This is a genomic window from Azospirillum sp. INR13 (genome assembly GCF_015390205.1).
Classification (GTDB): Bacteria; Pseudomonadota; Alphaproteobacteria; order Azospirillales; family Azospirillaceae; genus Azospirillum.
Genome location: NZ_VUOI01000003.1, coordinates 153,932 through 174,851 on the forward strand (window position 1 = coordinate 153,932; position 20,920 = coordinate 174,851).

The following is a 20,920-nucleotide window of genomic DNA, read 5'->3' on the forward strand; positions in this document are numbered from 1 at the left end:
CTGGAAGGCTTGTCTGGAGTCAGTGCCTGATTCGACCCGCAAGCTCGATGAAGCCCCTGAGGTAATCAGTTTCCACGTCGGTGGCGCGCAGGCCGAGGTTGATGCTCTTGGGAAGTCCCGCCGGCCCGATCCGCAACGCAGCGATCGGCATGCCCGCGCCCTCCTCCTGCAGCAGCCAGTCGGGCAGCACGCTCACCCCGCGCCCCGCCGCCACGAGCTGGAGCATCAGTTCGGTCGTCTCGATGCCGACGTGGCGGCGCGGCCGGCAGCCGGCGGGGATCAGGAAACGCGTGTAGATGTCCAGCCGGTCCGGTGTGACCGGCACGCTCAGCAGGCTCTCGTCGATGAGGTCGGCGGGCTCGATGAAGGCGCGCCCGGCCAACCGGTGCGCGCGGGGAACGGCCAGCACCAACTCATAGTCGAACACAGGTTGGAAGCGCAGGTCGGGCGCGTGCACTGGATCGGGCGTGACCAACAGGTCGATCTCGTGCGCCTGAAGCGCGGCGATGCCGTCGAAACGGAAGGCGGTGCGGACCTCCAGGTCGACGTCCGGCCACTCGACGAGGAACGGGCCGGTGACCCGCATCAGCCACGTCTCGCAAGGATGGCACTCCATCCCGATCCGGAGCGCCCCCCGGCGGCCGCGCGCCATGTCCGCCAGCACGCGCTCGGCATGCTCGAACTCGGGCACCAGCCGTTCGGCGAGTGCCAGCAGGTACGCTCCCGCCTGGGTCAGTTGCAGGGTGCGCCCCGTCTTGCGCCAGACGCCGACCCCATGCTGCGCCTCGAGCTTGGCGATGGCGTGGCTTATGGCCGGCTGGCTCAGGTTCATCCGCTCCGCCGCCGCCGTGACGCTGCCGGCGCGGCTGACTTCGCGCAGGATGACGAGGTGATGGCGATCAAGCATCATGCAAATCATTCATGGTTCGATAAGATCATCGCATTTTTGTTTATGATGACCGTCTGATAGGACGAGGTCAACGCGCCCCGTGACCAGACCGGAGATCAGAATGAGCACCGCCTCCAATTTCCGTCTCGACGAAGCAATCGCGCGGCTGACGGCGGGCCTGAACGCTCTCGGAGGGCATGGACGATGACGGCAACCCATCGCGCGATGGCGATCACCGCTCCGGGCCACTCGCGCTTGTCGAGCGGCCCGTCCCGGTTCCGGAAACGGGCGAGGTGCTGATTGCGGTCGAGGCCTGCGGCGTCTGCGGCGCCGACCGTGGCGACATCGAGAGGGCCGATCCGGCGCTGCGCCGGGTTCCCGGTCACGAAGTGGTCGGGCGGATCATGGCCCTCGGGCCACAAGTGCCGGCGATCTGGAGCGTCGGCCAGCGTGTCGCGTCGGCCGCTTCGGCGGGCACTGCGGCAACTGCCGGGAGTGTCGCCAGGGCAAGTTCCACCTGTGCCGGCAGCAGCCGGTCATGGGCTCGACCCGCGACGGCGGCTATGCCGAGAGGATGACCGCGCGCGCCACCGGCCTCGTCTCCATCCCCGACGACCTCTCTTTGGCGGAGGCCGCGCCGATCCTCTGCGCGGGACTCGCCACCTTCAACGGGCTGAAGGCCTCGGGCGCCGGACCGGGCGATACGGTCGCCGTGCTCGGCATCGGCGGCCTCGGCCACATGGCGCTGCAGTACGCGCGCCGGATGGGCTTCCGCGTGATCGCCATCGGCCGCGGCGCGGATATCGCGGCCGACGCGCTGGATCTCGGCGCGCACCGCTATGTCGACACGGAGCGCGAGGACGCCGCCGCGGTGCTGACCGCACTCGGGGGTGCCAAGGCGCTGCTTTCGACCATCGGCGACACGGGCGTGGTCGCGTCGGTGATGCCGGGGCTGGCGCCGGAGGGGCGGCTTGGTGCTGCTCGGCATCGGCAAGGACCCGCTGGCCGTGGCGACGGCGCCGCTGGTGAGCGGCGAACGGTCCGTCGTCGGCTCGATCACCGGCTCGCCCTACGACAGCGAGCGGACGCTCGATTTCAGCGTGCTGACCGGCGCCCGCCCGCGGATCGAGACCCTGCCGCTGGAACGGGCCAACGAGGCCGTCCACCGGATGCTGTCCGGCGCGGTGACGTTCCGGATGGTGCTGACCATGGGAGGATCCGTTGCGCCTCAATGACGATCTGAGCCGGCCCGTCACCGTTCAGGCCGGGACCCACGACTGGGTGCCGAGCCCGGTCGTCGGCGTCGAGCGCCGGATGCTCTACCGCGAGGGCGGGGAGGTGGCCCGCGCCACTTCGATCGTCCGCTATGCCAAGGGCAGCGCCTTTCCCGCCATGTCCATTCCGGGGGCGAGGAGTTCCTCGTGCTCGGCGGCATTTTTCAGGACGAGCACGGCGATTATCCCGTCGGGACCTATGTCCGCAACCCGCCCGGCACGAGCCACCGCCCCGCCGCGGCGGACGGCTGCACGATCTTCGTGCGGCTCTGGCAGTTCCGCGAGGGCGACCGCACGCCAATCGTCCAACAGCCCGGCGAGGGCGAAGCGGCGCCGCTGCACGACGGGGTGATGGCGTCGCGGCTGCTCTTCAGCGACAGCGCCGAGCGGGTCGTGATCGAGGATTGGAGGCCCGGCGCGGCGGTGACGGTCCCGAACCGGCGCGGTCTTGAACTGCTTGTGGTGTCCGGCCGCCTCGTCCATGGCGGCGAAACGCTCGCGCCGCAATGCTGGTGCCGGCTCCCGGCGGGCAGGATTTCACCGCCAGCATCGGACCGGAGGGCGCCCGCCTGTGGATCAAAGACGCGCCGCTGCAGCACCCCGACATCCTGCCGATGCCCGAACGCCGCTGAGGAGACAGCCGACATGACGGAGACAGAGGTCGCCATCCTCGGCGGGCGGTTTTGGCCGGGCTCAACGCGGCGCGTCTGCTGCACCGGGCCGGTGTCGATGTTTGGCTCTACGAGGCGCGGGACCGGCTCGGCGGCCGCATCCTGACTGTGAACGCGGCGGGCGAGCCGGACACGGACGGCTTCGATCTCGGCCCCTCCTGGTTCTGGCCGGAGATGCAGCCCGCCATCGGGGCGCTGGTCGCCGAGCTGGGTCTGCCGAGCTTCGCCCAGCATGGCGAGGGCGACGTGGTGTTCGAGCGGATGTCGCGCGAACCGCCCCATCGCCTCCCCGGCCTCGACCAGGAGCCGCGGTCGCTGCGCCTCGCCGGCGGTTCCGCCGCGCTGATCCGGGCTCTGGCGGCGGCGATCCCGCCCGACCGGCTCCGGACCGGCGCCCGGGTCACGGCCCTGCGGCTCCGCGAGGATGGCGTCGAGCTGTCGCTGCGCCTCGCCGACGGCCGTGACGAGACCATGCGCGCCGGACAGGTTGTCGCCGCCCTGCCGCCGCGCCTGCTGGAACGCACCCTGCGGTTTTCTCCCGACCTGCCGCCGGAGACGCGGGGACTCTGGCGGGAGACGCCGACCTGGATGGCGCCCCACGCCAAATTCTTCGCCCTCTACGATCGTCCGTTCTGGCGCGCGGCCGGCTTTTCCGGCACGGCGCAGAGCATGGTCGGGCCGATGCCGGAGATCCATGACGCCACCACCGCCTCGGGGCAGGCGGCGCTCTTCGGCTTCCTCGGCGTCGCTGCGGCCGAGCGCGCCCGCATGGGGGAGACGGCGCTGACCAAGGCGTGCCTCGCGCAGTTCGCCCGCATCTTCGGACCGGAGGCGGCCGGCCCGCGCGCTACACTGTGGAAGGACTGGGCCGCAGATCCCCTGACCGCGACGGAGGCCGATCCGCTGTCCGCCGGCCACCCCACGCCGGCCGAGACCTGGGTACAGGGCCCGTGGCGGGATCGGCTGACGCTGGCGGGCAGCGAGGTCAAGCCCGCGCGAAGCCGGCTATCTCGCGGGCGCCGTGGAGGCGTCCGAACGGGCCGTGGCGGTGGTGAGCCGGCGCTTGCAGGACCAGACGGGAGCAGGGGCATGACGTTTTCGCACCGACGGATCGACCATCTCGTGCTGGCCGTCCACGACCTCGACCGGGCCGCCGCCGTCTACGAAGGGCTCGGCTTCCAGGTGGGCGCCCGCAACCGCCATCCCTGGGGCACCGAGAACCGGCTGATCCAGTTCCCGATCGTCCTTCCTGGAACTGATCACCATCGGCGACGGCGCGCGGATCCCGCCGCACGCGCCCGGCCGCTTCAGCTTCGGCGCCTTCGTGCGCGACCGCCTGGAGAGGCGCGAGGGGCTGGCCATGGTCGTGCTCGACAGCACCGACGCGCCGGCCGATGCGGCGGCGTTCTTGCGGACGGGGATCGGCCGGTTCGAGCCCTTCCACTTCGAGCGCAAGGGCCGCCGGCCCGACGGCCGCGAAACCGTGGTCGCCTTCTCCTTGGCCTTCGCGCTCGACCCGCGCCTGCCCGACACCGCCTTCTTCGTCTGTCAGCAGCATCATCCCGAAAACTTCTGGAACCCCGCCTTCCAGCAGCACCCGAACGGCGCCCTCGATGTCGGATCGGTGACCCTGGAGGTGCCCGACCCGTCGGAGCACGCGGATTTCCTCGCCGGCTTCACCGGCAGCGTCGGCAGGCCCGGCGGTGAGCGGGGCCTCGTCTTTCCGCTCCGCGGCGGCGGCCGGCTGATCGTCGCCTCGGGGGCGGGCGCGTCCGGCGGCACGAGCTACCGGGTTGCCACCGCCGATCCGGCCGCCGTGGCGGAGCGTCTCCGGCGCCGGGAACATGCCGTTCCGGACCGACGGCGATGCCGTGACGGTTGGACGGCCGAGGCGTTTGGCGTGGCGATCCAGTTCGGCACAGCCGGGACGCGGTAGCAGGGGCCTGAGGACAAAGCTCAGGCGCGGCCGTCAGGCCGTCGTGAACCGCCGCCATTTCCGCTCGTGATCCTTCACCAACAAGACAGCCTTCGGCTCGTCGGCCTCCGTCGGAGGCCGACCTCCAGGCGAAATCAGAGAACCGCAATGTCATCACTCGAAGCCGGCCCCCGACACGGCCACTGCGCCCGCGCGCCCGCATGCCCACGAGCGCGGCAACGTCCTGCGCCTTGCCGTCGCGCAGGCGCTCGCCGGCGCGAACGCGGTGGTCATCTACGCGACGGGCGCCATCGTCGGCAACACACTGGCGCCCGACCCGGCTTTGGCGACGCTGCCGATCTCCATCTTCGTCGTGGGGATGGCGCTGTGCACGCTGCCGGCCGGCGCCATCGCCCGGCGCCACGGCCGCCGCGCCGCCTTTATGGCGGGAACGGGATGCGGTGTGCTCGTCGGCCTGCTGTCCGCCCTCGGCGTCGTGCTGGGCTCCTTCTGGCTGTTCTGCGCAGCGATGATCTTCGGTGGGGCCTACGCTGCCGTGGTGCTCTCCTTCCGCTTCGCCGCCGCCGATTGCGCCCCGCCGGAGCGCCGGCCACGCGCCATGTCCGCCGTGATGGCGGGCGGGGTGTTCGCCGGGGTCATCGGTCCGCAGCTCGTCATCCACACGATGACCCTGTGGCCACCGCACCTGTTCGCGGCCACCTATCTGGCGCAGGCCGCCGTGGCTGCCGTGTCCGCCCTCGTCCTGGTTGGGGTCCAGCTTCCGATGTCGAGCGCAGCGGAGGTCGCTGGCGGCCGTCCGCTCGGCGCCATCGCGCCGCAGCCCTGCTTCATCACTGCCGTCATCTGCGGGCTGGTGTCTTATCTGCTGATGAACTTCCTCATGACGGCCGCCCCCCTGGCGATGCGGCTGTGCGGCCTGCCGCAGGAGACCGCGAATCTCGGCCTGCAGTGGCACGTGATCGCAATGTACGCCCCCAGCTTCTTCACCGGGCGGCTGATCACCCGCTTCGGCGCTCCCCGCATGGCGACCGCCGGGTTGGCGCTGATCGCCGCGCCTCGGCGGTCGGGTTGGCCGGGATGGATGTGGCGCATTTCTGGGTCAGCCTGATCCTGCTGGGCGTCGGCTGGAACTTCGGTTTCCTGGGTGCGTCGGCCCTCGTGCTGGAGTGCCACCGCCCCGAGGAGAAGACGCGGGTCCAGTCGCTCAACGACTTCATCGTGTTCGGGACGATGGCTGTCGGCTCCTTCGCCTCCGGCGGCCTGCTGACGGCATACGGTTGGAACACCGTCCTCTGGGTGTCGTTCCTTCCCCTCGCGGTGGCGTTGGCCGCTCTCGCCGCCACAGCGGTCCTTCGCCCCGCACGCCAAGTTGGCTGAAGCTGGCGCCCTACCGACGCGGGCCTCAGCGTATCGCTCCGGTGAGCGCCGCGGAGATTGTGCTATAGGGGATGCAAGATCCCGTCGGTTTCCAGGATTTTCAGGGCTTCGGCCAGCGACACGTCACGATAGAGGCAGTGCCACGTTCCGGTATGGCGGAACCATTGGATGTCGAAGCGGTCGCGGCCCCTCCAGTCGAGGCGGGTGGATGGGCTGTCGAACTCTTCGCCGAGGTTCTCGGGAAAGCCGGATCGATAGCGTTGCAGGAAGCGATAGCGGTTCCCGCGCCATTTGCCCGAGATGTCGATCGGATAGTTGAACGCGGTCGGGCGGATGATCGGCAGGAAGCGGGGCTTCAGCACCTTGTCGATGAAGTTCTGGCAGGCCGCGATGATGGCGGCCTTTTCGGCTTCTGATGGTCCGGCGGAGCGACGCGGGGACGTCATGCGGCAGCCTCCTTCATCTCCGCCGCCCGCGGCCAGTTTCCAGGGGAGCAATTCGTGGAGCCGGGTCTGTGGGATGTCGGCGATGCGGGCGAGGACGTTGGCGAGCCATGCCTGGGGATCGACGTCGTTCATCTTGGCCGTGGCAATCAAGCCGTAGAGGATCGCCGCCCGCTGCCCGGAATGGTCTGTCGCAGAGGTCGTGCCCAGTCCCGGACCGTGGTCCGCTGACCGGTGAAGCCGAGGGCCTTGATCTCCCGCCAGGGTCGGGCGGCGTTGTGGCACCCTTCGTCCCAGCGCCGACGCAGATGGCCGAGGAACGGATCGACCTGGCTGCCCTTGGCCGGTTGGCGCCAGGGAGGTGGCTGCCCGGACCGCAGCCATACCCGCACCGTCTTGCGGTCGAGGCCGAGCGTCTGGCCGATGCGGGTTTGCGACCAGCCGCGAGCGTCCAGCGCGACGACCTCCTCGAAACGGGGTTGGCGGGCGGCTTGGATGCCGGCGCTCCGCTGTTCACGACGGGTCGGTGGTTTTGCCACCCTCATTGGGCTGCGGTGCGGGCGCCTCTTGTCCGGTTTCGTCGACGGGAGCGATGGCCAGCTTGGCCGCCGCCCGCAGATCCCGATGATGACCAGTGAGAATCTCACGCAGCCAATCAGGGCGCAGCGCAGAGTTGCATGACGACGTCCAGCAGCACATCCGCTCCGGCAGCCAGATCCTGCGGTTCGGTATGTTCGCGGGGGTTGTGGCTGATCCCCTGATGGCTCGGCACGAAGATCATCGCCGAGGGCCGCGATGCGGGCGATCATCTGCGCATCGTGGCCAGCCCCCGAGGTCATCCGCCGCGAGGGCAGGCCCCGTCGGCTCGCGGCCTCCTCGATCTGTTCGACCAGAGCCTCGTCGAAGAGGACCGGCTCGAAGCGCGCCAGCCGTTCGACCGAGATCCGCACCTGCTCCTCGACGGACAGCTCGTCGAGGAAGCGGGCGAGCGCGGCTTCCGCGTCCCGCAGCCGGCTCTCGTCGGGATCGCGCAAGTCGACGGTGAAGGTCGCACGCGACGGGATCACGTTGATGACGTCGGGCTCCAGACGCAGGCAGCCGACCGTCGCCACGGATTGCGCGTGTGAGTGGTCACATGGTCGCGTAGGAAGGTCATGACGCGGGCGGCCGCCTGTCCGGCGTCCCGGCGCATCGACATCGGTGTGGTGCCCGCGTGGTTGGCCGTGCCTTTGATCGTTCACGCGCTGCCAGGAGATGCCCTGCAGGGTCTCCACCGCGCCGATTGGAAGACCCACCTGCTCCAGGATGGGGCCCTGTTCGATGTGCAGTTCCACATAGGCGTGAGGCTTGAGGAACCCGGGCTCCCGGTCGCCGGCATAGCCGATGCGCGCCAACTCCTCGCCGAGAACGCTGCCATCGGTGCCGACGGTCGCCAGAGCCTCCTCGACGCCCAGGCCGCCAGCATAGACGAGCGACCCCATCATGTCGGGTGCGTAGCGGGCCCCTTCCTCGTTGGTGAAGGCGACGACGACGATCGGCCGCCGCGGCACGAATCCTGCGGCTTGAAGCGTCTCGATCACCGCAAGCCCGGCCAGGGACGCCATAGGTGCCGTCATAGATGCCGGCGTTGACGACCGTGTCGATGTGGGAGCCGACCATGACGGGACGGGGATCGGCCGCCCCCGCCCAGATGCCGAAGACGTTGCCGATCCGGTCGACGGCGATCTCCAGCCCGGCCTCCTTCATCCAGCCGACCAGCCGGTCGCGTCCCGCCTTGTCGGCGTCGGTCGCGGCCACCCGGGCAAGGCGGCCCTGTTCGTCGTGGCCGATCCGGCCCAACTCCTGAAGGCGACCAAGCAGCCGTCCGGCATCGATCGACAGCGTGTTCACGGACCGTGTGTTCACCGGTGGTCTCCTTCGCTTGCGGGCAGGGTGTGCGGCAACGGTCCGTCGGCTGGGTCGAGGCCGACCAACTGGCGGTAGCGCCCCGGATCGGTCGGCCCCCTCGGTGTTGATCGCCAGCACGCGGACCGGTGATCGAGGCCGAGTGTCTCGCGGGCACCGGCGTCCCGGGCGACGGCCAGGAGCCCGGCCAATCCGACCCCGCCGCTCTCGCCGGCGACGATCGCCGGGTCGTTCCCGTTTGGACGCGCGAGGCGGTTCATGATCCCGACCGCGTCCTCCTCGTCCACCGTCATGAAGGCATCGGCGGCCCTGGACAGGATACGCCATGCGACCAGCGACGGCTCGTAGCATTCGAGCATCGCCATGACCGTCGGTTCGCCATGGTCGATGCGCAGCGGCCGGCCCGCCTTCGCACTGTCGAACAGGCAGGCAGCCCGGGCCGGCTCGACAACGACGACGGCCGGGCGCTCCTCGCCGAACAGGACGGCCAGATGTCCGGCGACCGCCGCGGCGAAGCCTCCGACGCCGGCCTGCAGGAACACATGGGTGGGCGGCGCGGGCATGCTGCGCAGGGCCTCGCGGATCAGCGCGGTGTAACCCTGCATGACGAGGCCGGGAATGCGCTCATAGCCCGGCCAGGAGGTGTCCGATACGGTGATCCAGCCCGTCTCCGCACAGACGCGCGAAGCTTCCGCCACGCTGTCGTCGTAGGTGCCCCGAACCCGAACGATCTCGGCGCCCGTACCGGGCGATCGCCGCCACCCGTCCATCGCTGACACCGGAATGGGCGAAGATCACCGCGCGGGCGCCGACGAGCTGGGCGCCCTGGGCGACTGACGGCCGTGGTTGCCGTCGGTGGCACAGGCGACGGTCATCCCCGCCGGCAACCGCCCGCACCTCGGGCGCGTGCAGGTCGCCGATGTCCACCGGCCGGCCGAGACGGCGGGTGGCCTGTTCGAGCACGAGGCGGATGACCGCGTAGGAGCCGCCCAGCGCCTTGAAGCTGCCAAGGCCCAGGCGCTGCCCTTCATCCTTGATGTGGATCGAGCCGACGCGCAGCTCGTCCGCGAGCGCCGGAAGCCCGTGCAAAGGGGTCGGCGCATGGTTCGGGCGATGCGCCAGGAAGCGCTCGACCTCATTGGCCGCAGGGGCGCCGAGCAGAGCGGCGTGGGCAGGAATTAGGGGCTTGCGGTGAGCAGGGTGGCGGTTGAGGAGGAGCATGGCCGTTTGTCATGGCTGAGGTGCTGCAAAGTTATTGCATTGCCAGCGAGACAGGCGCGCTAACTGGAGGCGGGAAATGCAAGTTTGTATCGTTTGAGGGAGGGTTTCATGGGGCGCCGCACAGGATCGCCGGCGGCCGGACTGGACGGGTTCGATCTTGCCATCCTGTACATCCTGGAGCGCGACAACACCACGCCGCAGCGCACGATCGGCGAGGCGGTCAACCTGTCGGCGGCCGCCGTCCAACGCCGAATCCGGCGCATGGAGGAGGATGGGGGTGATCCAAGCCAATGTGGCCATTGTCGACCCGGCCTGCGTCGGGCGCCCGCTCACGGTTCTGGTGGCGGTCGACGTGGAAAGCGAGCGGGTCGACCTGCTTGACGCCGCGAAGGCCAGCTTCGTCGCGGCACCGGAGGTGCAGCAATGCTACTACGTCGCCGGCGACACGGATTTCCTCCTCGTGCTGACGGTCGGCAGCATGGGTGAGTACGAGGCCGTCACCCGCCGGCTGTTCTTCGGGAACCCGAACGTGAAGAGGTTCCGCACCTTCGTCGCGATGGACCGCGTCAAGGTGGGGCTCTCGTCTTGGTCTCCACCTGATGCCGACCCAAGCTCAGGTCCCGGCCACCACCCGGCGCGGCTTTCCTGAATCAAGCCGCGTCGGCGACGCCGCCGCCCAGGCAGGATGGCCGTTCTCAGGACACCAGGGAGAGGCTGGTCAGAACCAGGAGGCGCGTGCCGCCTCGGCCAAAGCGAGAAGCGTGTCCGGTGGCAGTTCGGCGCAGAGCGCGTAGAGGTGCTGCCCCTGGCGCCAGTACACCACCGACACGCCGTTCAAAACCACCGCCACCGGAGCGGTCACCGCGAAGCGGTCGTCGTCTGCGGCGAAGAGCGTCACCCGCTCAAACCCCTCGGTTGCGTACACCACCTACACGGCACCTCCTCCGTCCCCGGGCAGAAGGCGCAAAACCAGCGGGATCAGACGATCGGAAAGCTGGGAATCGGCAGCGTCCCGGCGATGGCACGCGCGATGGCTTGGCCAGACCGGAGACGCTTTCCGGGGCCATCCCGAGATCGACCGATCCGGTGGTGAGCGCGGCGCGGTGGGCTTCGACCGCTTCGCTGCCGAAGAGCGGGGCCGGGTGCACGGCCGGGAAGGGGGCCATCAGAAGCTCCCCAACGCTCGTAAGCAGCTGCAGAGCCCCGCCTTGCCAGCGATGAGCGAGGCACGGTAGCCGGTTGGCGCGGAGCGGTGGACGGCGGTGTCGGGGTGCTGGAGCAGTGCCGCACTCCAGCCACAGCCGACCGGCCGCGATCGGCATATATTCCTGTTCCTATTTTATAGACGACCGGTCTAAATTCGCCGCCATGACCATAGCCGATCCTCCTCCCACGCACCGCCGCCGAGGGCGCCCTCCAAAACAGGATGGGTCTTACCAAGGCACGAAAGAACGACTTATCAACAACCGGGGTCGCCATACTTACGGAAAAAGGATTTTCCGCAGTGGGCATTGATGAAATTCTCACTGCTGCCGGTGTACCAAAGGGATCTTTTTATTATTATTTTGCAAGCAAGAGGAGTTTGGCGGCGCCCTCATTGCGGCCTATGCAAGCTATTTTGCCAGAAAGATTGATCATTGGTTCATGGACGAGACACGCCTTCCGCTGCAGCGTCTCCTTGATTTTATCGAGGACGCCAAGGCGGGCATGGCGCGGCATGGGTTTCGCCGAGGATGCCTCGTGGGCAACCTTGGCCAGGAGATGGGTACGCTTCCGGAACCCTTCCGCGAGAAGCTGCATCACGTCTTCCTGGATTGGCAAGAGCGCACAGCCCGCTGTCTTCAGGCGGCGAAGGAGGCTGGGCAACTAGCGGCTCATGAGGATTGCGACCATCTCGCCGCCTTCTTCTGGATCGGGTGGGAAGGCGCCGTGTTGCGGGCGAGGCTGGAGCGGAGCCCGGCACCGCTCGACGCGTTCGCCCGTGGGTTCTTCGCCGCGTTGCGGCCTTGAAAATCAAACAAAACCAACTCTCTGGAGAATTCGATGTTTCAGGCCATCTTGATCGAGAAGGACGGTGGAGACGTCCGTAGCAGCCTGTCTGACCTGGACGACCAGCGCCTGCCGCCAGGCGACGTGACCGTCCGCGTTGCGTACTCGACGCTGAACTACAAGGATGCCCTGGCCATCACGGGGAAGGCCCCGGTCGTCCGCAGCTTTCCGATGATCCCAGGCATCGACTTTGCCGGCGTTGTCGAACATTCGGACCCACCCCGCCTACAAAACCGGAGACAAGGTCGTTCTCAACGGCTGGGGGGTCGGTGAGCAGCACTGGGGCGGCCTTGCGCAACAGGCACGGGTCAACGGCGACTGGCTCGTCCCGCTGCAAAGCCCGTTCACGTTGCGCCAGGCGATGGCGATTGGAACGGCCGGCTATACGGCCATGCTCTGCGTGATGGCGCTTGAGTGGCATGACGTCACGCCGGACAAGGGGGAAGTCCTCGTCACGGGTGCGGCCGGCGGGGTTGGCAGCGTCGCCGTGGCGTTGCTGTCAAAGCTCGGTTACGATGTCGTGGCCGTGACCGGCCGCCCGGAAGAAGCGGTCTACCTCAGGGCGCTGGGGGCGAAGGACGTGCTCGATCGCGCGCAATTCACGGAGCCCGGCAAACCGCTGGCCAAGGAGCGTTGGGCCGGCGCCGTGGATGTCGTGGGCGGCCAGGTCCTCGCGAATGTCTGCGCGGCCATGAAGTATCGCGGCACGGTGGCCGCCTGCGGACTCGCTGGCGGAATGTCGCTGCCCACGACCGTGGCGCCATTCATTTTGCGCGGTGTAACCCTGGCCGGGGTTGACAGCGTCATGTGCCCCAAGGAGTTGCGCATCGAGGCTTGGCGACGGCTGTCCGAGGACCTTGATTTGGACAAGCTGGACGCGCTGACGGAGGAGGTCGGCTTGCCCGATGTTATCTCCGCGGCGGCTCGTCTGCTCGACGGCCAAATTCGTGGCCGAATCATCGTCCCGATTGGGACGGAGATGGCGTAAAGCATTTCCAGGCGTCTTCCGCTCCTCCATATCGCCCGCTCTCGAACAGGCTGGTATCTGCCTGAATATTACCGGCGCGAAGCAGCTTTAGGACTCTCAAGTCAAATCGCCCACGCAGCGCGTCGCTCCGCGTGACAAGGACCTCGTCATCGTTTCAATCCGCCGGCCGTTGCCGCGCCTCAGTTGGAGAGATGTCCCATGACCAGCTCAGCCCAAATGCCGATCAGCCGCTTCCCCGTTCCCACCCTGTCGGAGATGCCGGCGGACATCCGCGATCGGCTGCTCGCCGTTCAAGAGAAGTCCGGCTTCATACCCAACGTCTTCCTCGTTCTTGCTCACAGACCCGAGGAATTCCGCGCCTTCTTCGCCTACCATGATGCCCTGATGGATAAGCCGGGCAATCTGAGCAAGGCCGAGCGTGAGATGATCGTTGTCGCGACCAGCAACGCGAACCAGTGCCAGTATTGTGTTGTCGCCCACGGCGCCATCCTGCGTATCCGGGCGAAGAACCCCCTGATCGCCGATCAGGTCGCCATCAACTACCGCAAGGCCGACATCACGGAGCGCCAAAAGGCGATGCTGGATTTCGCTATGAGAGTTGCCTTCGAAGCCTACGCAATCGGAGATGACGATATTGCCACCTTGGCCGGCCATGGCTTTGACCAAGAGGATGTGTGGGATATCGCCGCAATTGCCGCATTCTTTGGAATGTCGAATCGTTTGGCGAATGTCACGAGCATGCGACCGAACGACGAATTCTACACGCTGGGCCGCTGAAGGCCCCCACGACGACCCTGTATCGCGGGCTGAGGCCAACAGGAGTGGCCGCGAAACTGAGGGTAACCGTCCGACGATGGCCGCCTTGCGAGGAGCAAACGAAGCGGGCTGAGTGAGGGCGCTGCGGATGGCCGCGGCTTGGTCCTATGTCCAGCCCCATGGCTATGCTTATGACTTACCAGCGCGTCGAGGTGATCACGGGATCGGAGAAGCGCCGCTTCTATAGCGCCGCGGACAAGGCGCGGCTGGTTGCGGAAGCGTTCCGGCCCGGCGTGGTGGCCTCCGAGGTGGCCCGCCGGCACGGCCTCAACGTCAGCCTGCTGTATCGCTGGCGTCGGCAAATCGAAGAGCAGCAACCGGGCCGGTCACCCGAACCACCGGTGAGTTTCATGCCCGTGCGGATCGCCGACGCCCCGCCGTCCATCCCGGACGACAAGATGGCGCCCCTTCCGCCCGCCGGAACCAGCATCATCGAGATCGTGCTGCCCAGCGGCCATTGCCTGCGCGTCGACCGGCATGTCGATGCGGGCGCCCTGCGTCGGGTCCTCGCCGTTCTGGAGCGCCGATGATCCCGGTCCCCGCCGGCGTGCGGATCTACCTGGCGATGGGCGCCACCGACATGCGCAAGGGCTTCGACGGCCTCGCCCTGTTGGTCCAGGAGGTTCTCAAGAAGGATCCCTACTCCGGCCATCTCTTCCTGTTCCGGGGCCGCCGAGCCGACAAGATCAAGATTCTCTACTACGACACCAACGGCCTGTGCCTGTTCGCCAAGCGCCTTCAGCGCGGCCGGTTCGTCTGGCCGGTGTCGCGCGAGGGCGTGGTGACGCTAACCCCGGCGGAGCTGGCGATGCTCGTGGAAGGGCTGGACTGGCGCGCGGCGGAACGGACCTGGAAACCCGACTTGGCCGGATGACCCGGAGCGGGCCGGGCGCGACACGGTGACTCAGCCGCCCTCGGACCGGTCGTCGGGATCCCGGTGTCCTGGTAAAATCGCGCCATGGTTTCCGATCCCGCCCAGCTTCTGGCCGACAACGCGGCGTTGCGGCAGCTCGTTGCCGAGCAGGCGGCCCGGCTGCATGCCCAGGAGGCGGCGTTGCGCGCCAAGGACGCGGCGCTCGGCGCGGCGCTGGAGGGCATCAAGAGCAAGGCGCTGGAGATCGAGAAGCTGAAGCTTCAGCTCGCCCGGCTACGCCGCATGCACTTCGGCCAGTCCTCGGAAAAGCTGGGCCGAACCATCGCCCAGCTGGAACTGGCGCTGGAAGACCTGGAAGCCGCCGAAGGCGAGCAGGCCGCCATCGTCGCGGAGGCCGACGCGCCGCCGGTGAACGCCGACACCAAGCGCCGGCCCAGGCGCACGCTGCCGCCCGATCATCTGCCGCGCGAGGAACGGGTGCACGAGCCCGACAGCGGGACCTGCACCTGTGCGCAGTGCGGCGGAACGCTGCGCCGGCTGGGCGAGGACCGCGCCCGGCAGCTGGAATACGTGCCGGCGCGCTTCAAGGTGGTCGAGCACGTCCGCCCGAAGTTCTCGTGCCGGCGCTGCGAAGCGATCACCCAGGCGCCGGCGTCGCTGCCGATCGAGCGGGGCCTGTTCGGGCCGGGGCTGCTGGCCCACCTGCTGGTAAGCAAGTTCGACGATCATCTGCCGCTGTACCGTCAGGCGGAGATCTTCGCCCGCCTGGGCCTGGAGCTGAACCGCTCCACCCTGGCCGATCAGGTCGGCCACGCGGTTCGGCTGCTGCGCCCGCTGATCCAGGCCATCGAGACCAGCGTCATCGGTTCCGCCAAGCTGCACGCCGACGACACCCCCGGTCCCGGTGCTGAGCCCGGGGGCCGGGCGGACCAAGACCGGCTACCTGTGGGTCTACCTGCGCGATGATCGCCCCTGGAACGGCCCGTCGCCTCCGGCGGCGCTGTACCGCTACAGCCCCGGGCGCAGCGGCGAGCATCCGCGCGGCCACCTGAAGGATTTCCAAGGGGCGCTGCAAGCCGACGGCTATGCCGGGTTCAACGGCCTGTACGAACCGGGTCCCGACGGACAGGCCCGGATCATCGAAATTGGCTGCATGGCCCATGGCCGTCGCAAGTTCCACGACGTGGCGGTTTCGGCCAAAGGCAAGGCGCCGATCGCGGCGGAGGCTTTGCGGCGGATCGGCGAGCTGTATGCGGTGGAGGCCAGGATCGCCGGCCAGGATGCCGATGAGCGCCGGCGCGTGCGCCAGGCCGAGGCCGCCCCGAAAATGGCCGCGTTGAAGGCGTGGCTGGAGGAGACGCTGGGCCGGCTCGACGGCAAGTCGGACACCGCCAAGGCGGTGCGCTACATGCTCAACCGCTGGACGGCGCTGACCCGTTACCTGGACGATGGCCGCCTGGAGATCGACAACAACGCCGCCGAACGGGCGCTGCGCGCTGCCGTGCTGGGGCGGAAGAACTGGCTGTTCGCCGGAGCCGACGTCGGGGGTGAACGGGCCGCGGCGATGTACACGCTCATCGAAACGGCCAAGCTCAACGGGCTCGACCCCGAGGCATACCTGCGCGACGTGATCGCCCGCATCGCCGATCACAAGATCAGCCGCATCGACGAACTGCTGCCCTGGAACTGGACCAAGGCCGCCGACGTCACCGGAAACGCTGACGCCGCGTAGCTCGGCGGACGCTTACAACTGAGGCTTCCGCTTCCGTTTTGTTGCGCCTCACGCCCCTCCCTCAGCGAAATCGCGAGGGCAGGTTTGCCTTGGCTTCAGTTAGGCACCGTCAACTTGGCGGCCGACGGGTTGCCGGTAGCCGGCGTACATCGGATCGGAGCGCGTTGCCATGACGCTCCATAACCCGCTTCGCCCGCCGCTGGCAACCCGTCGGCCGCCAAGTTGACGGTGCCCCGTGGCGGCGTGCCACCGCGGCGACGGCGCCACGTCCAGCGTGGGCTTCGCCCACCAAGCGGATCTTCTCCTCGGGCGAATAGGTCCGCCGCCCGCCGGCGCCAGTGATGACCTCGATACGCTGGACTGCCACAGTGCAAACCACGCTGCTTGCCACGATGCCAAGCCGGCCACACCCTCCGGCGTCGCCGACGCCCAGCTTTCAGCACGCGGCCCACTGCTCCCGCAAGGCAGCCCACAGACAACGCTTACGTTGGGCTGGCAGCGGGCGGTCCACTATGGCCGCCGCTCCTTGGGCGAGGTGGCCATGATGCGCTACAAGCAACTGATCGGGCGCAACCTCCGTGCTCGGACTCTGCCTGCCCAGAAGGTCGAGGCCACTGTCGGCTGCAAGGTCATGAACATCATGACCCGCTTGGGCATGCCGACCACCCGCAAGGTCGCCTGATCACCGCCGCCAGCCGGCCGACTCCGCCTTGACGTTGATTTGTGCGCCAAAGTCGCTTTCGTCGAAATCGCCTTTGCCTCAATCCTCGCACGGCGCCTGACGCGCCTGACGCGCCCCGCAGTTACTGCGTGACGTCTACAAACATGCTCTAAAGTGCTTCTATTTTTCTGGCGTCGATCATCTGGAAATATTCGGAAGGCGCGATGCCAAGCGCCCGCCGGAACATGGCACTGAAGGCACTGGGACTCTCATAGCCCAAGTCGATGGCCACTGTCGAGATCGCCATACCTTCAGCCAGCATGCGGATGCCACACAGCAATCTCGCCTGCTGGCGCCATTTCGAGAATGTCATGCCCGTTTCCAGAGGGAACATCCGCTCCAGCGTGCGTTGGCTGGCGCCCGTCTGTTTGCCGAATTCCGACAAGGTGGTGGTGCAACTGGGCTCCTCCAGAATGGCTTGGCAAATCCTCAACAGCCTCCGATCGCCGGGCAGGGGCAGATCAAGCGGCAGGACCGGCGCCGGACGGATCTCGTCCAGAATCAGACTCATGATCCTGTCCTCCCGTCCACCGTCCGGATAGTCGTTGTCGAACCTGACGGCTGCAACGATCAATTCCCGCAAGAGCGGGCTGACTGCCACGACGCAGCAGCCTTTCGGCAAATTCCCGCACGCGCTGGGATCAACATAGACCGTTCGCATCTCAACGCGCCCGGACGTCTTCATCTCGTGTTCGACGCCGCCGGGCACCCAGACGGCCCGGAGTGAAGGAACTACCCAGGATCCCGCCACGGTCGTCACGGTGATGACGCCGCTGCAGCCGAAGATCAGTTGAGAACGGTGATGGCTGTGCATGGGAATCACAAACTGATCGGGGAGATCCCTGGCCATGGCTGCAACCGCACGGGGGGTGTTCTGGTAATCGTTCCGGTCTTCGCTTTTGCCGAACATAACCCCTCCTGCCGCAAGAGTTGGCGTGTTTAAGGCATAAATTGGCGAGAGCGCGAGGGCGAATGTCGCGCAACGAATGTACTGTATCGTTATAGATTAAACATCAAACTTTGGGAAGAGCCCAATGAACATCTACCGCAGCTTCACGCAAGACCAGCTAGACTTGGAATACAATGTTCGCGCCGGAATTCCTGACCATCTCGACATTTTCGATCGTTGGAAGAATGATAGCGAGAAGTTCCGTCAATCTGCAAATCTCCACGAGAATCTCCGATATGGCGCCGATGCGGCCCAATCCATCGACCTGTTCTGTTCGGCTGGGGAAAACGCTCCAATCGTGGTGTTCATCCACGGCGGCTACTGGCAATCGCTCGACAAGTCGGACTTCAGCTACATCGCGAAGTCCTACATCGAAGACGGTTTCAATTTCGCTGCGGTCAATTACCGGCTGGCTCCGTCGGTGAGTATGGCCAACATCGTCTCCGACGTGCAGAACGCCTTGCTCTGGCTTTATCGGAACGCTCAAACCTACCGCTGCGATCCCGGCCGGATTTACGTCACCGGAAGCTCGGCCGGCGGGCATCTGACGGCGATGATGATGTCGACCGACTGGCGGAGTCTGTCCGCGCCATCCGACCTTGTGAAGGGCGGCTGCGCCCTGAGCGGCCTTTACGACTTGGAGCCGATCCGGCTGTGCTATCTCAACGAAAAGGTTCGTCTGGATCAGAACAGCGCGCGGGAGTTCAGCCCGATCCTCCGCGTTCCGGCCGCGGCGGCGCCGCTGCTGATTTCCGTCGGAGGTGGTGAATCCAGCGAATTCCATCGCCAGCAGGCCGTCTATGTCCAGGCATGGCGGGAAGCCGGCCTCACCGTCCAGGAGATCGAGCAGACGGACGGCCATCATTTCGACATGTGCGATCGGCTGGGCGATCGCCGTGAGCCGCTGTACCAGGCGGTCGTCGGACTGATCCGCTCGCACGGCGCGGCCTGAGGTCGCCCCTCCTCATCTCCGGCCAATGGCCGGGAGATAGCACGCGCTCCGGGCTTTCCCCACCCGGAGCGCGGGTTCGTCCGTCAGCTGGCGAACGGGTCGTTCATCAGGACGGTGTCGTCGCGTTCCGGGCTGGTGGAGAGCAGGGCGACCGGGGCCTGGATCAGTTCCTCCACGCGGCGGACATATTTGACCGCCTGCGCCGGCAGCTCCGCCCAGGAGCGGGCGCCGCGGGTGCTGTCCTTCCAGCCCTCGAAGGTCTCGTAAATCGGCTCGACGCGGGCCTGGGCGCCGGCGTTGGCCGGGAAATAGTCCAGTTCCTGCCCCGTCCAGGCGGTAGCCGACGCACACCTTGATCTCGTCGAAGCCGTCCAGAATGTCCAGCTTCGTCATCGCGATGCCGTCGATGCCGCCGGTCTTCACGGCCTGGCGGACCATGACGGCGTCGAACCAGCCGCAGCGGCGCTTGCGCCCCGTGTTCACCCCGAACTCTCTGCCGCGCTGGCCGAGCAGTTCGCCCACGTCATCAGTCAACTCGGTCGGGAACGGGCCGGAGCCGACGCGCGTCGTGTAGGCCTTGCAGATGCCCAGCACGTACCCCACGGCGCGCGGGCCCATGCCGCTGCCGGCGGCGGCGTTGCCGGCCACCGTGTTGGAGGAGGTGACGTACGGATACGTGCCATGGTCGATGTCGAGCATCTGGCCCTGCGCGCCTTCGAACAGGATGCGCTTTCCGGCACGGCGCAGCTCGTCCAGCGTCTTCCAGACCACCGACGCGTACGGCAGCACCTGCGGCGTGATCTCGCGCAGCGGGTCGAGCAGGTCGGCCGGCTTCATCTCCTGGGCGCCCAGGCCGCGGAGCAGCAGGTTGTGGTGGGCGAGCAGCGCGTCGACCTTCTCCTCCAGCACCGCCTCGTCGGAGAGGTCGCACAGACGAATGGCGCGGCGGGCCACCTTGTCCTCATAGGCCGGGCCGATGCCGCGGCCGGTGGTGCCGATCTTGCCGGGGCCGCGGGCCTCCTCGCGCGCTTTGTCCAGGGCGCTGTGCACGGGCAGGATCAGCGGCACGTTCTCCGCGACCAACAGCGTCTCGGGCGACACCTCGACGCCCTGGCTCTTGATCGCCGTGACTTCGCGGATGAAGGCCCAGGGGTCGAAGACGACGCCGTTGCCGATGACCGATAGCTTGTTCGGCCGAACCACGCCCGAGGGCAGCAGGTTGAGCTTGAACGTCACGCCGTTGATCACCAGCGTGTGGCCGGCGTTGTGGCCGCCCTGGAAGCGCACCACCACATCGGCCCGGTTGGACAGCCAGTCGACGATCTTGCCCTTGCCCTCGTCGCCCCACTGGGCGCCGACCACCACGACGTTGGCCATGGGATTCTCCGTTATGATGTCAAACCGTGTCTGAAAAGCCCCCCGGCCGTGGTCTCGGGCCACGACGGGGGGAGCGGCGGCGTTCCTCGCCCATTCGGCACAAGCGGAACGTTAAGCCTTGAATCGGTTGGGGTCGAAGGCGCCCGGCGGCAGCGATGACAGGGCTGCCGGCGGTGGAAACGGGTACCGCAGATAGGGAGCCTGCGGTTGGCCGGGAGGCGAATACTGGCCATCGGCGAGGATGCGCTTCTTCGCGGACATCTGCATGACGTTGCAGCGGAACGTCATGATCTGTGCCGGCGCGAAATCATCGATCGGCGCGTAGTCGCGTTCCGGGCGGTATTTCTCCAGAACCTCATATTGCTGGCGCCGCACGGCTTCAAGATCCTCCGACAGATCGACGCAGCATCGCGCGAGCACGCTGTAATATTCGAAGCTGGTGTTCTGTCCTTTCGGTGCCTTCAGCAGGGCGACCAGATGATCGATTTCGATGGTCACGTGCGGGTTGCGGCGGATCAGCCCGGCCATTCGCCCGAAACGGGAACAGTGAAGAAGGAAAACCCCGTCGATGAACCGATAGCTCTGGGCCAGAACATAAGGGAAAGGATCGTCATGGATCGCGATGCGGCAGACGACTTGGTCGGCGAGAAATCTCGAAATGGCTTCCCAGTCGTTCCACGCAAGGTCGGAACGCCTCATGCCATTGTCGAAATAGCCGGGTAGGGAGGTGGCGTTGTTCATTCTGC

Annotated in this window: 22 protein-coding genes and 11 pseudogenes; 23 read left to right on the forward strand and 10 right to left on the reverse strand. The window is 67.3% G+C overall.

Translation table 11 applies throughout. The features are described 5' to 3' along the window. Positions 1–19: 19 nt before the first annotated feature. Positions 20–910, reverse strand: coding sequence for a LysR family transcriptional regulator (locus F1643_RS03880; RefSeq protein WP_206692307.1), 891 nt, complete (start codon positions 908–910; stop codon positions 20–22). A gap of 176 nt (positions 911–1,086) precedes the next feature. Here F1643_RS03880 and F1643_RS22090 point away from each other — a divergent pair, with 176 nt between their 5' ends. From F1643_RS22090 to F1643_RS24345, 11 genes and pseudogenes are all read left to right on the forward strand, one after another. After that, positions 1,087–1,467 carry an alcohol dehydrogenase catalytic domain-containing protein gene (locus F1643_RS22090; protein WP_255542373.1) on the forward strand — a complete coding sequence of 127 codons (381 nt, stop codon included), beginning with the start codon at positions 1,087–1,089 and terminating at the stop codon, positions 1,465–1,467. Beyond that, positions 1,407–1,802 (forward strand): annotated as a pseudogene (locus tag F1643_RS22095) (zinc-binding dehydrogenase); the annotation flags it as partial. The gene F1643_RS22090 and the pseudogene F1643_RS22095, both read left to right, overlap by 61 nt. A 58-nt stretch (positions 1,803–1,860) precedes the next feature. After that, the gene (locus F1643_RS22100; protein ID WP_255542374.1) at positions 1,861–2,124 is read left to right on the forward strand and encodes a hypothetical protein; all 264 of its coding nucleotides are present in this window, start codon (positions 1,861–1,863) and stop codon (positions 2,122–2,124) included. A gap of 79 nt (positions 2,125–2,203) precedes the next feature. After that, a pseudogene (locus tag F1643_RS24220) lies at positions 2,204–2,376 on the forward strand (cupin domain-containing protein); the annotation flags it as partial. A gap of 293 nt (positions 2,377–2,669) precedes the next feature. Next, positions 2,670–2,795, forward strand: a complete 126-nt coding sequence (locus tag F1643_RS22110; protein ID WP_255542376.1) for a hypothetical protein — start codon at positions 2,670–2,672, stop codon at positions 2,793–2,795. A 51-nt stretch (positions 2,796–2,846) separates the two neighbouring features. Continuing rightward, a pseudogene (locus F1643_RS21555) lies at positions 2,847–4,013 on the forward strand (flavin monoamine oxidase family protein); the annotation flags it as partial. 103 nt (positions 4,014–4,116) lie between these two features. Next, positions 4,117–4,446 (forward strand): annotated as a pseudogene (locus F1643_RS24340) (VOC family protein); the annotation flags it as partial. 24 nt (positions 4,447–4,470) lie between these two features. After that, positions 4,471–4,770, forward strand: a complete 300-nt coding sequence (locus tag F1643_RS21560) for a hypothetical protein (protein WP_206692310.1) — start codon at positions 4,471–4,473, stop codon at positions 4,768–4,770. A gap of 265 nt (positions 4,771–5,035) precedes the next feature. Beyond that, on the forward strand, positions 5,036–5,878 hold the full coding sequence (locus F1643_RS03905; protein WP_370540453.1) for an MFS transporter: 843 nt from the start codon (positions 5,036–5,038) through the stop codon (positions 5,876–5,878). Next, entirely contained in the window at positions 5,848–6,147 is a 300-nt protein-coding gene (locus F1643_RS22115) for a hypothetical protein (protein ID WP_255542377.1), read from the forward strand. The genes F1643_RS03905 and F1643_RS22115 overlap by 31 nt, the downstream gene beginning before the upstream one ends. A gap of 71 nt (positions 6,148–6,218) precedes the next feature. Continuing rightward, the gene (locus tag F1643_RS24345) at positions 6,219–6,563 is read left to right on the forward strand and encodes a hypothetical protein (RefSeq protein WP_370540454.1); all 345 of its coding nucleotides are present in this window, start codon (positions 6,219–6,221) and stop codon (positions 6,561–6,563) included. A gap of 26 nt (positions 6,564–6,589) precedes the next feature. On the opposite strand, the pseudogene F1643_RS03915 reads toward F1643_RS24345, so the two are convergent. The 3 pseudogenes from F1643_RS03915 to F1643_RS22125 all read right to left on the reverse strand — a co-directional run. Next, positions 6,590–6,782, reverse strand: a pseudogene (locus F1643_RS03915) (transposase domain-containing protein); the annotation flags it as partial. After that, positions 6,743–7,247, reverse strand: a pseudogene (locus F1643_RS24350) (ISL3 family transposase); the annotation flags it as partial. The pseudogenes F1643_RS03915 and F1643_RS24350, both read right to left, overlap by 40 nt. A 197-nt stretch (positions 7,248–7,444) precedes the next feature. Next, positions 7,445–8,206: pseudogene (locus F1643_RS22125) on the reverse strand (M20/M25/M40 family metallo-hydrolase); the annotation flags it as partial. A gap of 2 nt (positions 8,207–8,208) precedes the next feature. On the opposite strand from F1643_RS22125, the gene F1643_RS22130 reads away from it, so the two are divergent. Continuing rightward, complete coding sequence (locus F1643_RS22130) at positions 8,209–8,436, forward strand: hypothetical protein (protein ID WP_255542378.1); 228 nt, start codon at positions 8,209–8,211, stop codon at positions 8,434–8,436. Positions 8,437–8,491: 55 nt separating this feature from the next. On the opposite strand, the gene F1643_RS22135 is transcribed toward F1643_RS22130, so the two are convergent. Further along, complete coding sequence (locus tag F1643_RS22135; protein ID WP_370540455.1) at positions 8,492–9,193, reverse strand: pyridoxal-phosphate dependent enzyme; 702 nt, start codon at positions 9,191–9,193, stop codon at positions 8,492–8,494. Continuing rightward, entirely contained in the window at positions 9,120–9,716 is a 597-nt protein-coding gene (locus tag F1643_RS24355) for a hypothetical protein (RefSeq protein WP_370540456.1), read from the reverse strand. Before F1643_RS24355 ends, F1643_RS22135 begins: the two co-directional genes overlap by 74 nt. A gap of 108 nt (positions 9,717–9,824) precedes the next feature. On the opposite strand from F1643_RS24355, the gene F1643_RS24360 reads away from it, so the two are divergent. Beyond that, positions 9,825–10,097: an Lrp/AsnC family transcriptional regulator gene (locus F1643_RS24360; protein WP_370540457.1), complete on the forward strand. Its 273-nt coding sequence runs from the start codon at positions 9,825–9,827 to the stop codon at positions 10,095–10,097. Beyond that, the gene (locus tag F1643_RS03930) at positions 9,994–10,365 is read left to right on the forward strand and encodes an Lrp/AsnC family transcriptional regulator (RefSeq protein ID WP_370540458.1); all 372 of its coding nucleotides are present in this window, start codon (positions 9,994–9,996) and stop codon (positions 10,363–10,365) included. The genes F1643_RS24360 and F1643_RS03930 overlap by 104 nt, the downstream gene beginning before the upstream one ends. A 69-nt stretch (positions 10,366–10,434) precedes the next feature. Here F1643_RS03930 and F1643_RS03935 read toward each other — a convergent pair whose 3' ends face one another. Next, a complete protein-coding gene (locus tag F1643_RS03935; RefSeq protein WP_137106423.1) occupies positions 10,435–10,644 on the reverse strand; it encodes a hypothetical protein in 210 nt (69 codons plus the stop codon). A gap of 498 nt (positions 10,645–11,142) precedes the next feature. Here F1643_RS03935 and F1643_RS22140 point away from each other — a divergent pair. The 8 genes and pseudogenes from F1643_RS22140 to F1643_RS03975 form a co-directional block, all read left to right on the forward strand. Beyond that, positions 11,143–11,250: pseudogene (locus F1643_RS22140) on the forward strand (hypothetical protein); the annotation flags it as partial. Between the two features lie 110 nt (positions 11,251–11,360). Continuing rightward, positions 11,361–11,726 carry a TetR family transcriptional regulator C-terminal domain-containing protein gene (locus F1643_RS22145; protein WP_255542380.1) on the forward strand — a complete coding sequence of 122 codons (366 nt, stop codon included), beginning with the start codon at positions 11,361–11,363 and terminating at the stop codon, positions 11,724–11,726. Positions 11,727–11,759: 33 nt separating this feature from the next. Next, a pseudogene (locus F1643_RS03945) lies at positions 11,760–12,753 on the forward strand (MDR family oxidoreductase). 198 nt (positions 12,754–12,951) lie between these two features. Continuing rightward, positions 12,952–13,530 carry a peroxidase-related enzyme gene (locus F1643_RS03950; RefSeq protein WP_137106419.1) on the forward strand — a complete coding sequence of 193 codons (579 nt, stop codon included), beginning with the start codon at positions 12,952–12,954 and terminating at the stop codon, positions 13,528–13,530. A gap of 170 nt (positions 13,531–13,700) precedes the next feature. Then, positions 13,701–14,099 (forward strand): transposase, encoded by a 399-nt coding sequence (locus F1643_RS03955; RefSeq protein WP_194910917.1) that lies wholly within the window; start codon positions 13,701–13,703, stop codon positions 14,097–14,099. Next, positions 14,096–14,443, forward strand: coding sequence for an IS66 family insertion sequence element accessory protein TnpB (gene tnpB, locus F1643_RS03960; protein ID WP_012976048.1), 348 nt, complete (start codon positions 14,096–14,098; stop codon positions 14,441–14,443). The genes F1643_RS03955 and tnpB overlap by 4 nt, the downstream gene beginning before the upstream one ends. Before the next feature lie 84 nt (positions 14,444–14,527). Beyond that, positions 14,528–16,175 (forward strand): IS66 family transposase gene (locus F1643_RS03965; protein ID WP_194913870.1). Its coding sequence is split into 2 segments (ribosomal slippage): positions 14,528–15,337 and positions 15,339–16,175, totalling 1,647 coding nucleotides; the frame shifts between segments, so codons are not numbered across the junction. A gap of 487 nt (positions 16,176–16,662) precedes the next feature. Beyond that, positions 16,663–16,857: pseudogene (locus F1643_RS03975) on the forward strand (IS5/IS1182 family transposase); the annotation flags it as partial. A gap of 148 nt (positions 16,858–17,005) precedes the next feature. Here the strand turns inward: F1643_RS03975 and F1643_RS03980 are convergent. Then, the gene (locus F1643_RS03980) at positions 17,006–17,806 is read right to left on the reverse strand and encodes a helix-turn-helix domain-containing protein (protein WP_137106418.1); all 801 of its coding nucleotides are present in this window, start codon (positions 17,804–17,806) and stop codon (positions 17,006–17,008) included. Between the two features lie 124 nt (positions 17,807–17,930). Here F1643_RS03980 and F1643_RS03985 point away from each other — a divergent pair, with 124 nt between their 5' ends. Then, the gene (locus F1643_RS03985; protein ID WP_137106417.1) at positions 17,931–18,797 is read left to right on the forward strand and encodes an alpha/beta hydrolase; all 867 of its coding nucleotides are present in this window, start codon (positions 17,931–17,933) and stop codon (positions 18,795–18,797) included. A gap of 83 nt (positions 18,798–18,880) precedes the next feature. On the opposite strand, the pseudogene F1643_RS03990 reads toward F1643_RS03985, so the two are convergent. Both F1643_RS03990 and F1643_RS03995 read right to left on the reverse strand, forming a co-directional pair. Beyond that, a pseudogene (locus F1643_RS03990) lies at positions 18,881–20,174 on the reverse strand (adenylosuccinate synthase). A gap of 111 nt (positions 20,175–20,285) precedes the next feature. Further along, on the reverse strand, positions 20,286–20,915 hold the full coding sequence (locus F1643_RS03995; protein ID WP_206692311.1) for a pyridoxamine 5'-phosphate oxidase family protein: 630 nt from the start codon (positions 20,913–20,915) through the stop codon (positions 20,286–20,288). Between the last annotated feature and the right edge of the window lie 5 nt (positions 20,916–20,920).

Coding starts and splice junctions, on each gene's coding strand:
- F1643_RS03880 (WP_206692307.1), bottom strand. CDS start 910: ATGATGCTTGATCGCCATCACCTCGTCATCCTGCGCGAAGTCAGCCGC.
- F1643_RS22090 (WP_255542373.1), top strand. CDS start 1,087: ATGGACGATGACGGCAACCCATCGCGCGATGGCGATCACCGCTCCGGG.
- F1643_RS22115 (WP_255542377.1), top strand. CDS start 5,848: ATGGATGTGGCGCATTTCTGGGTCAGCCTGATCCTGCTGGGCGTCGGC.
- F1643_RS03995 (WP_206692311.1), bottom strand. CDS start 20,915: ATGAACAACGCCACCTCCCTACCCGGCTATTTCGACAATGGCATGAGG.
- F1643_RS24355 (WP_370540456.1), bottom strand. CDS start 9,716: ATGCTCCTCCTCAACCGCCACCCTGCTCACCGCAAGCCCCTAATTCCT.
- tnpB (WP_012976048.1), top strand. CDS start 14,096: ATGATCCCGGTCCCCGCCGGCGTGCGGATCTACCTGGCGATGGGCGCC.
- F1643_RS03950 (WP_137106419.1), top strand. CDS start 12,952: ATGACCAGCTCAGCCCAAATGCCGATCAGCCGCTTCCCCGTTCCCACC.
- F1643_RS24360 (WP_370540457.1), top strand. CDS start 9,825: ATGGGGCGCCGCACAGGATCGCCGGCGGCCGGACTGGACGGGTTCGAT.
- F1643_RS22110 (WP_255542376.1), top strand. CDS start 2,670: ATGCTGGTGCCGGCTCCCGGCGGGCAGGATTTCACCGCCAGCATCGGA.
- F1643_RS24345 (WP_370540454.1), top strand. CDS start 6,219: ATGCAAGATCCCGTCGGTTTCCAGGATTTTCAGGGCTTCGGCCAGCGA.
- F1643_RS22130 (WP_255542378.1), top strand. CDS start 8,209: ATGCCGGCGTTGACGACCGTGTCGATGTGGGAGCCGACCATGACGGGA.
- F1643_RS03955 (WP_194910917.1), top strand. CDS start 13,701: ATGACTTACCAGCGCGTCGAGGTGATCACGGGATCGGAGAAGCGCCGC.
- F1643_RS03980 (WP_137106418.1), bottom strand. CDS start 17,806: ATGTTCGGCAAAAGCGAAGACCGGAACGATTACCAGAACACCCCCCGT.
- F1643_RS22145 (WP_255542380.1), top strand. CDS start 11,361: ATGGACGAGACACGCCTTCCGCTGCAGCGTCTCCTTGATTTTATCGAG.
- F1643_RS03985 (WP_137106417.1), top strand. CDS start 17,931: ATGAACATCTACCGCAGCTTCACGCAAGACCAGCTAGACTTGGAATAC.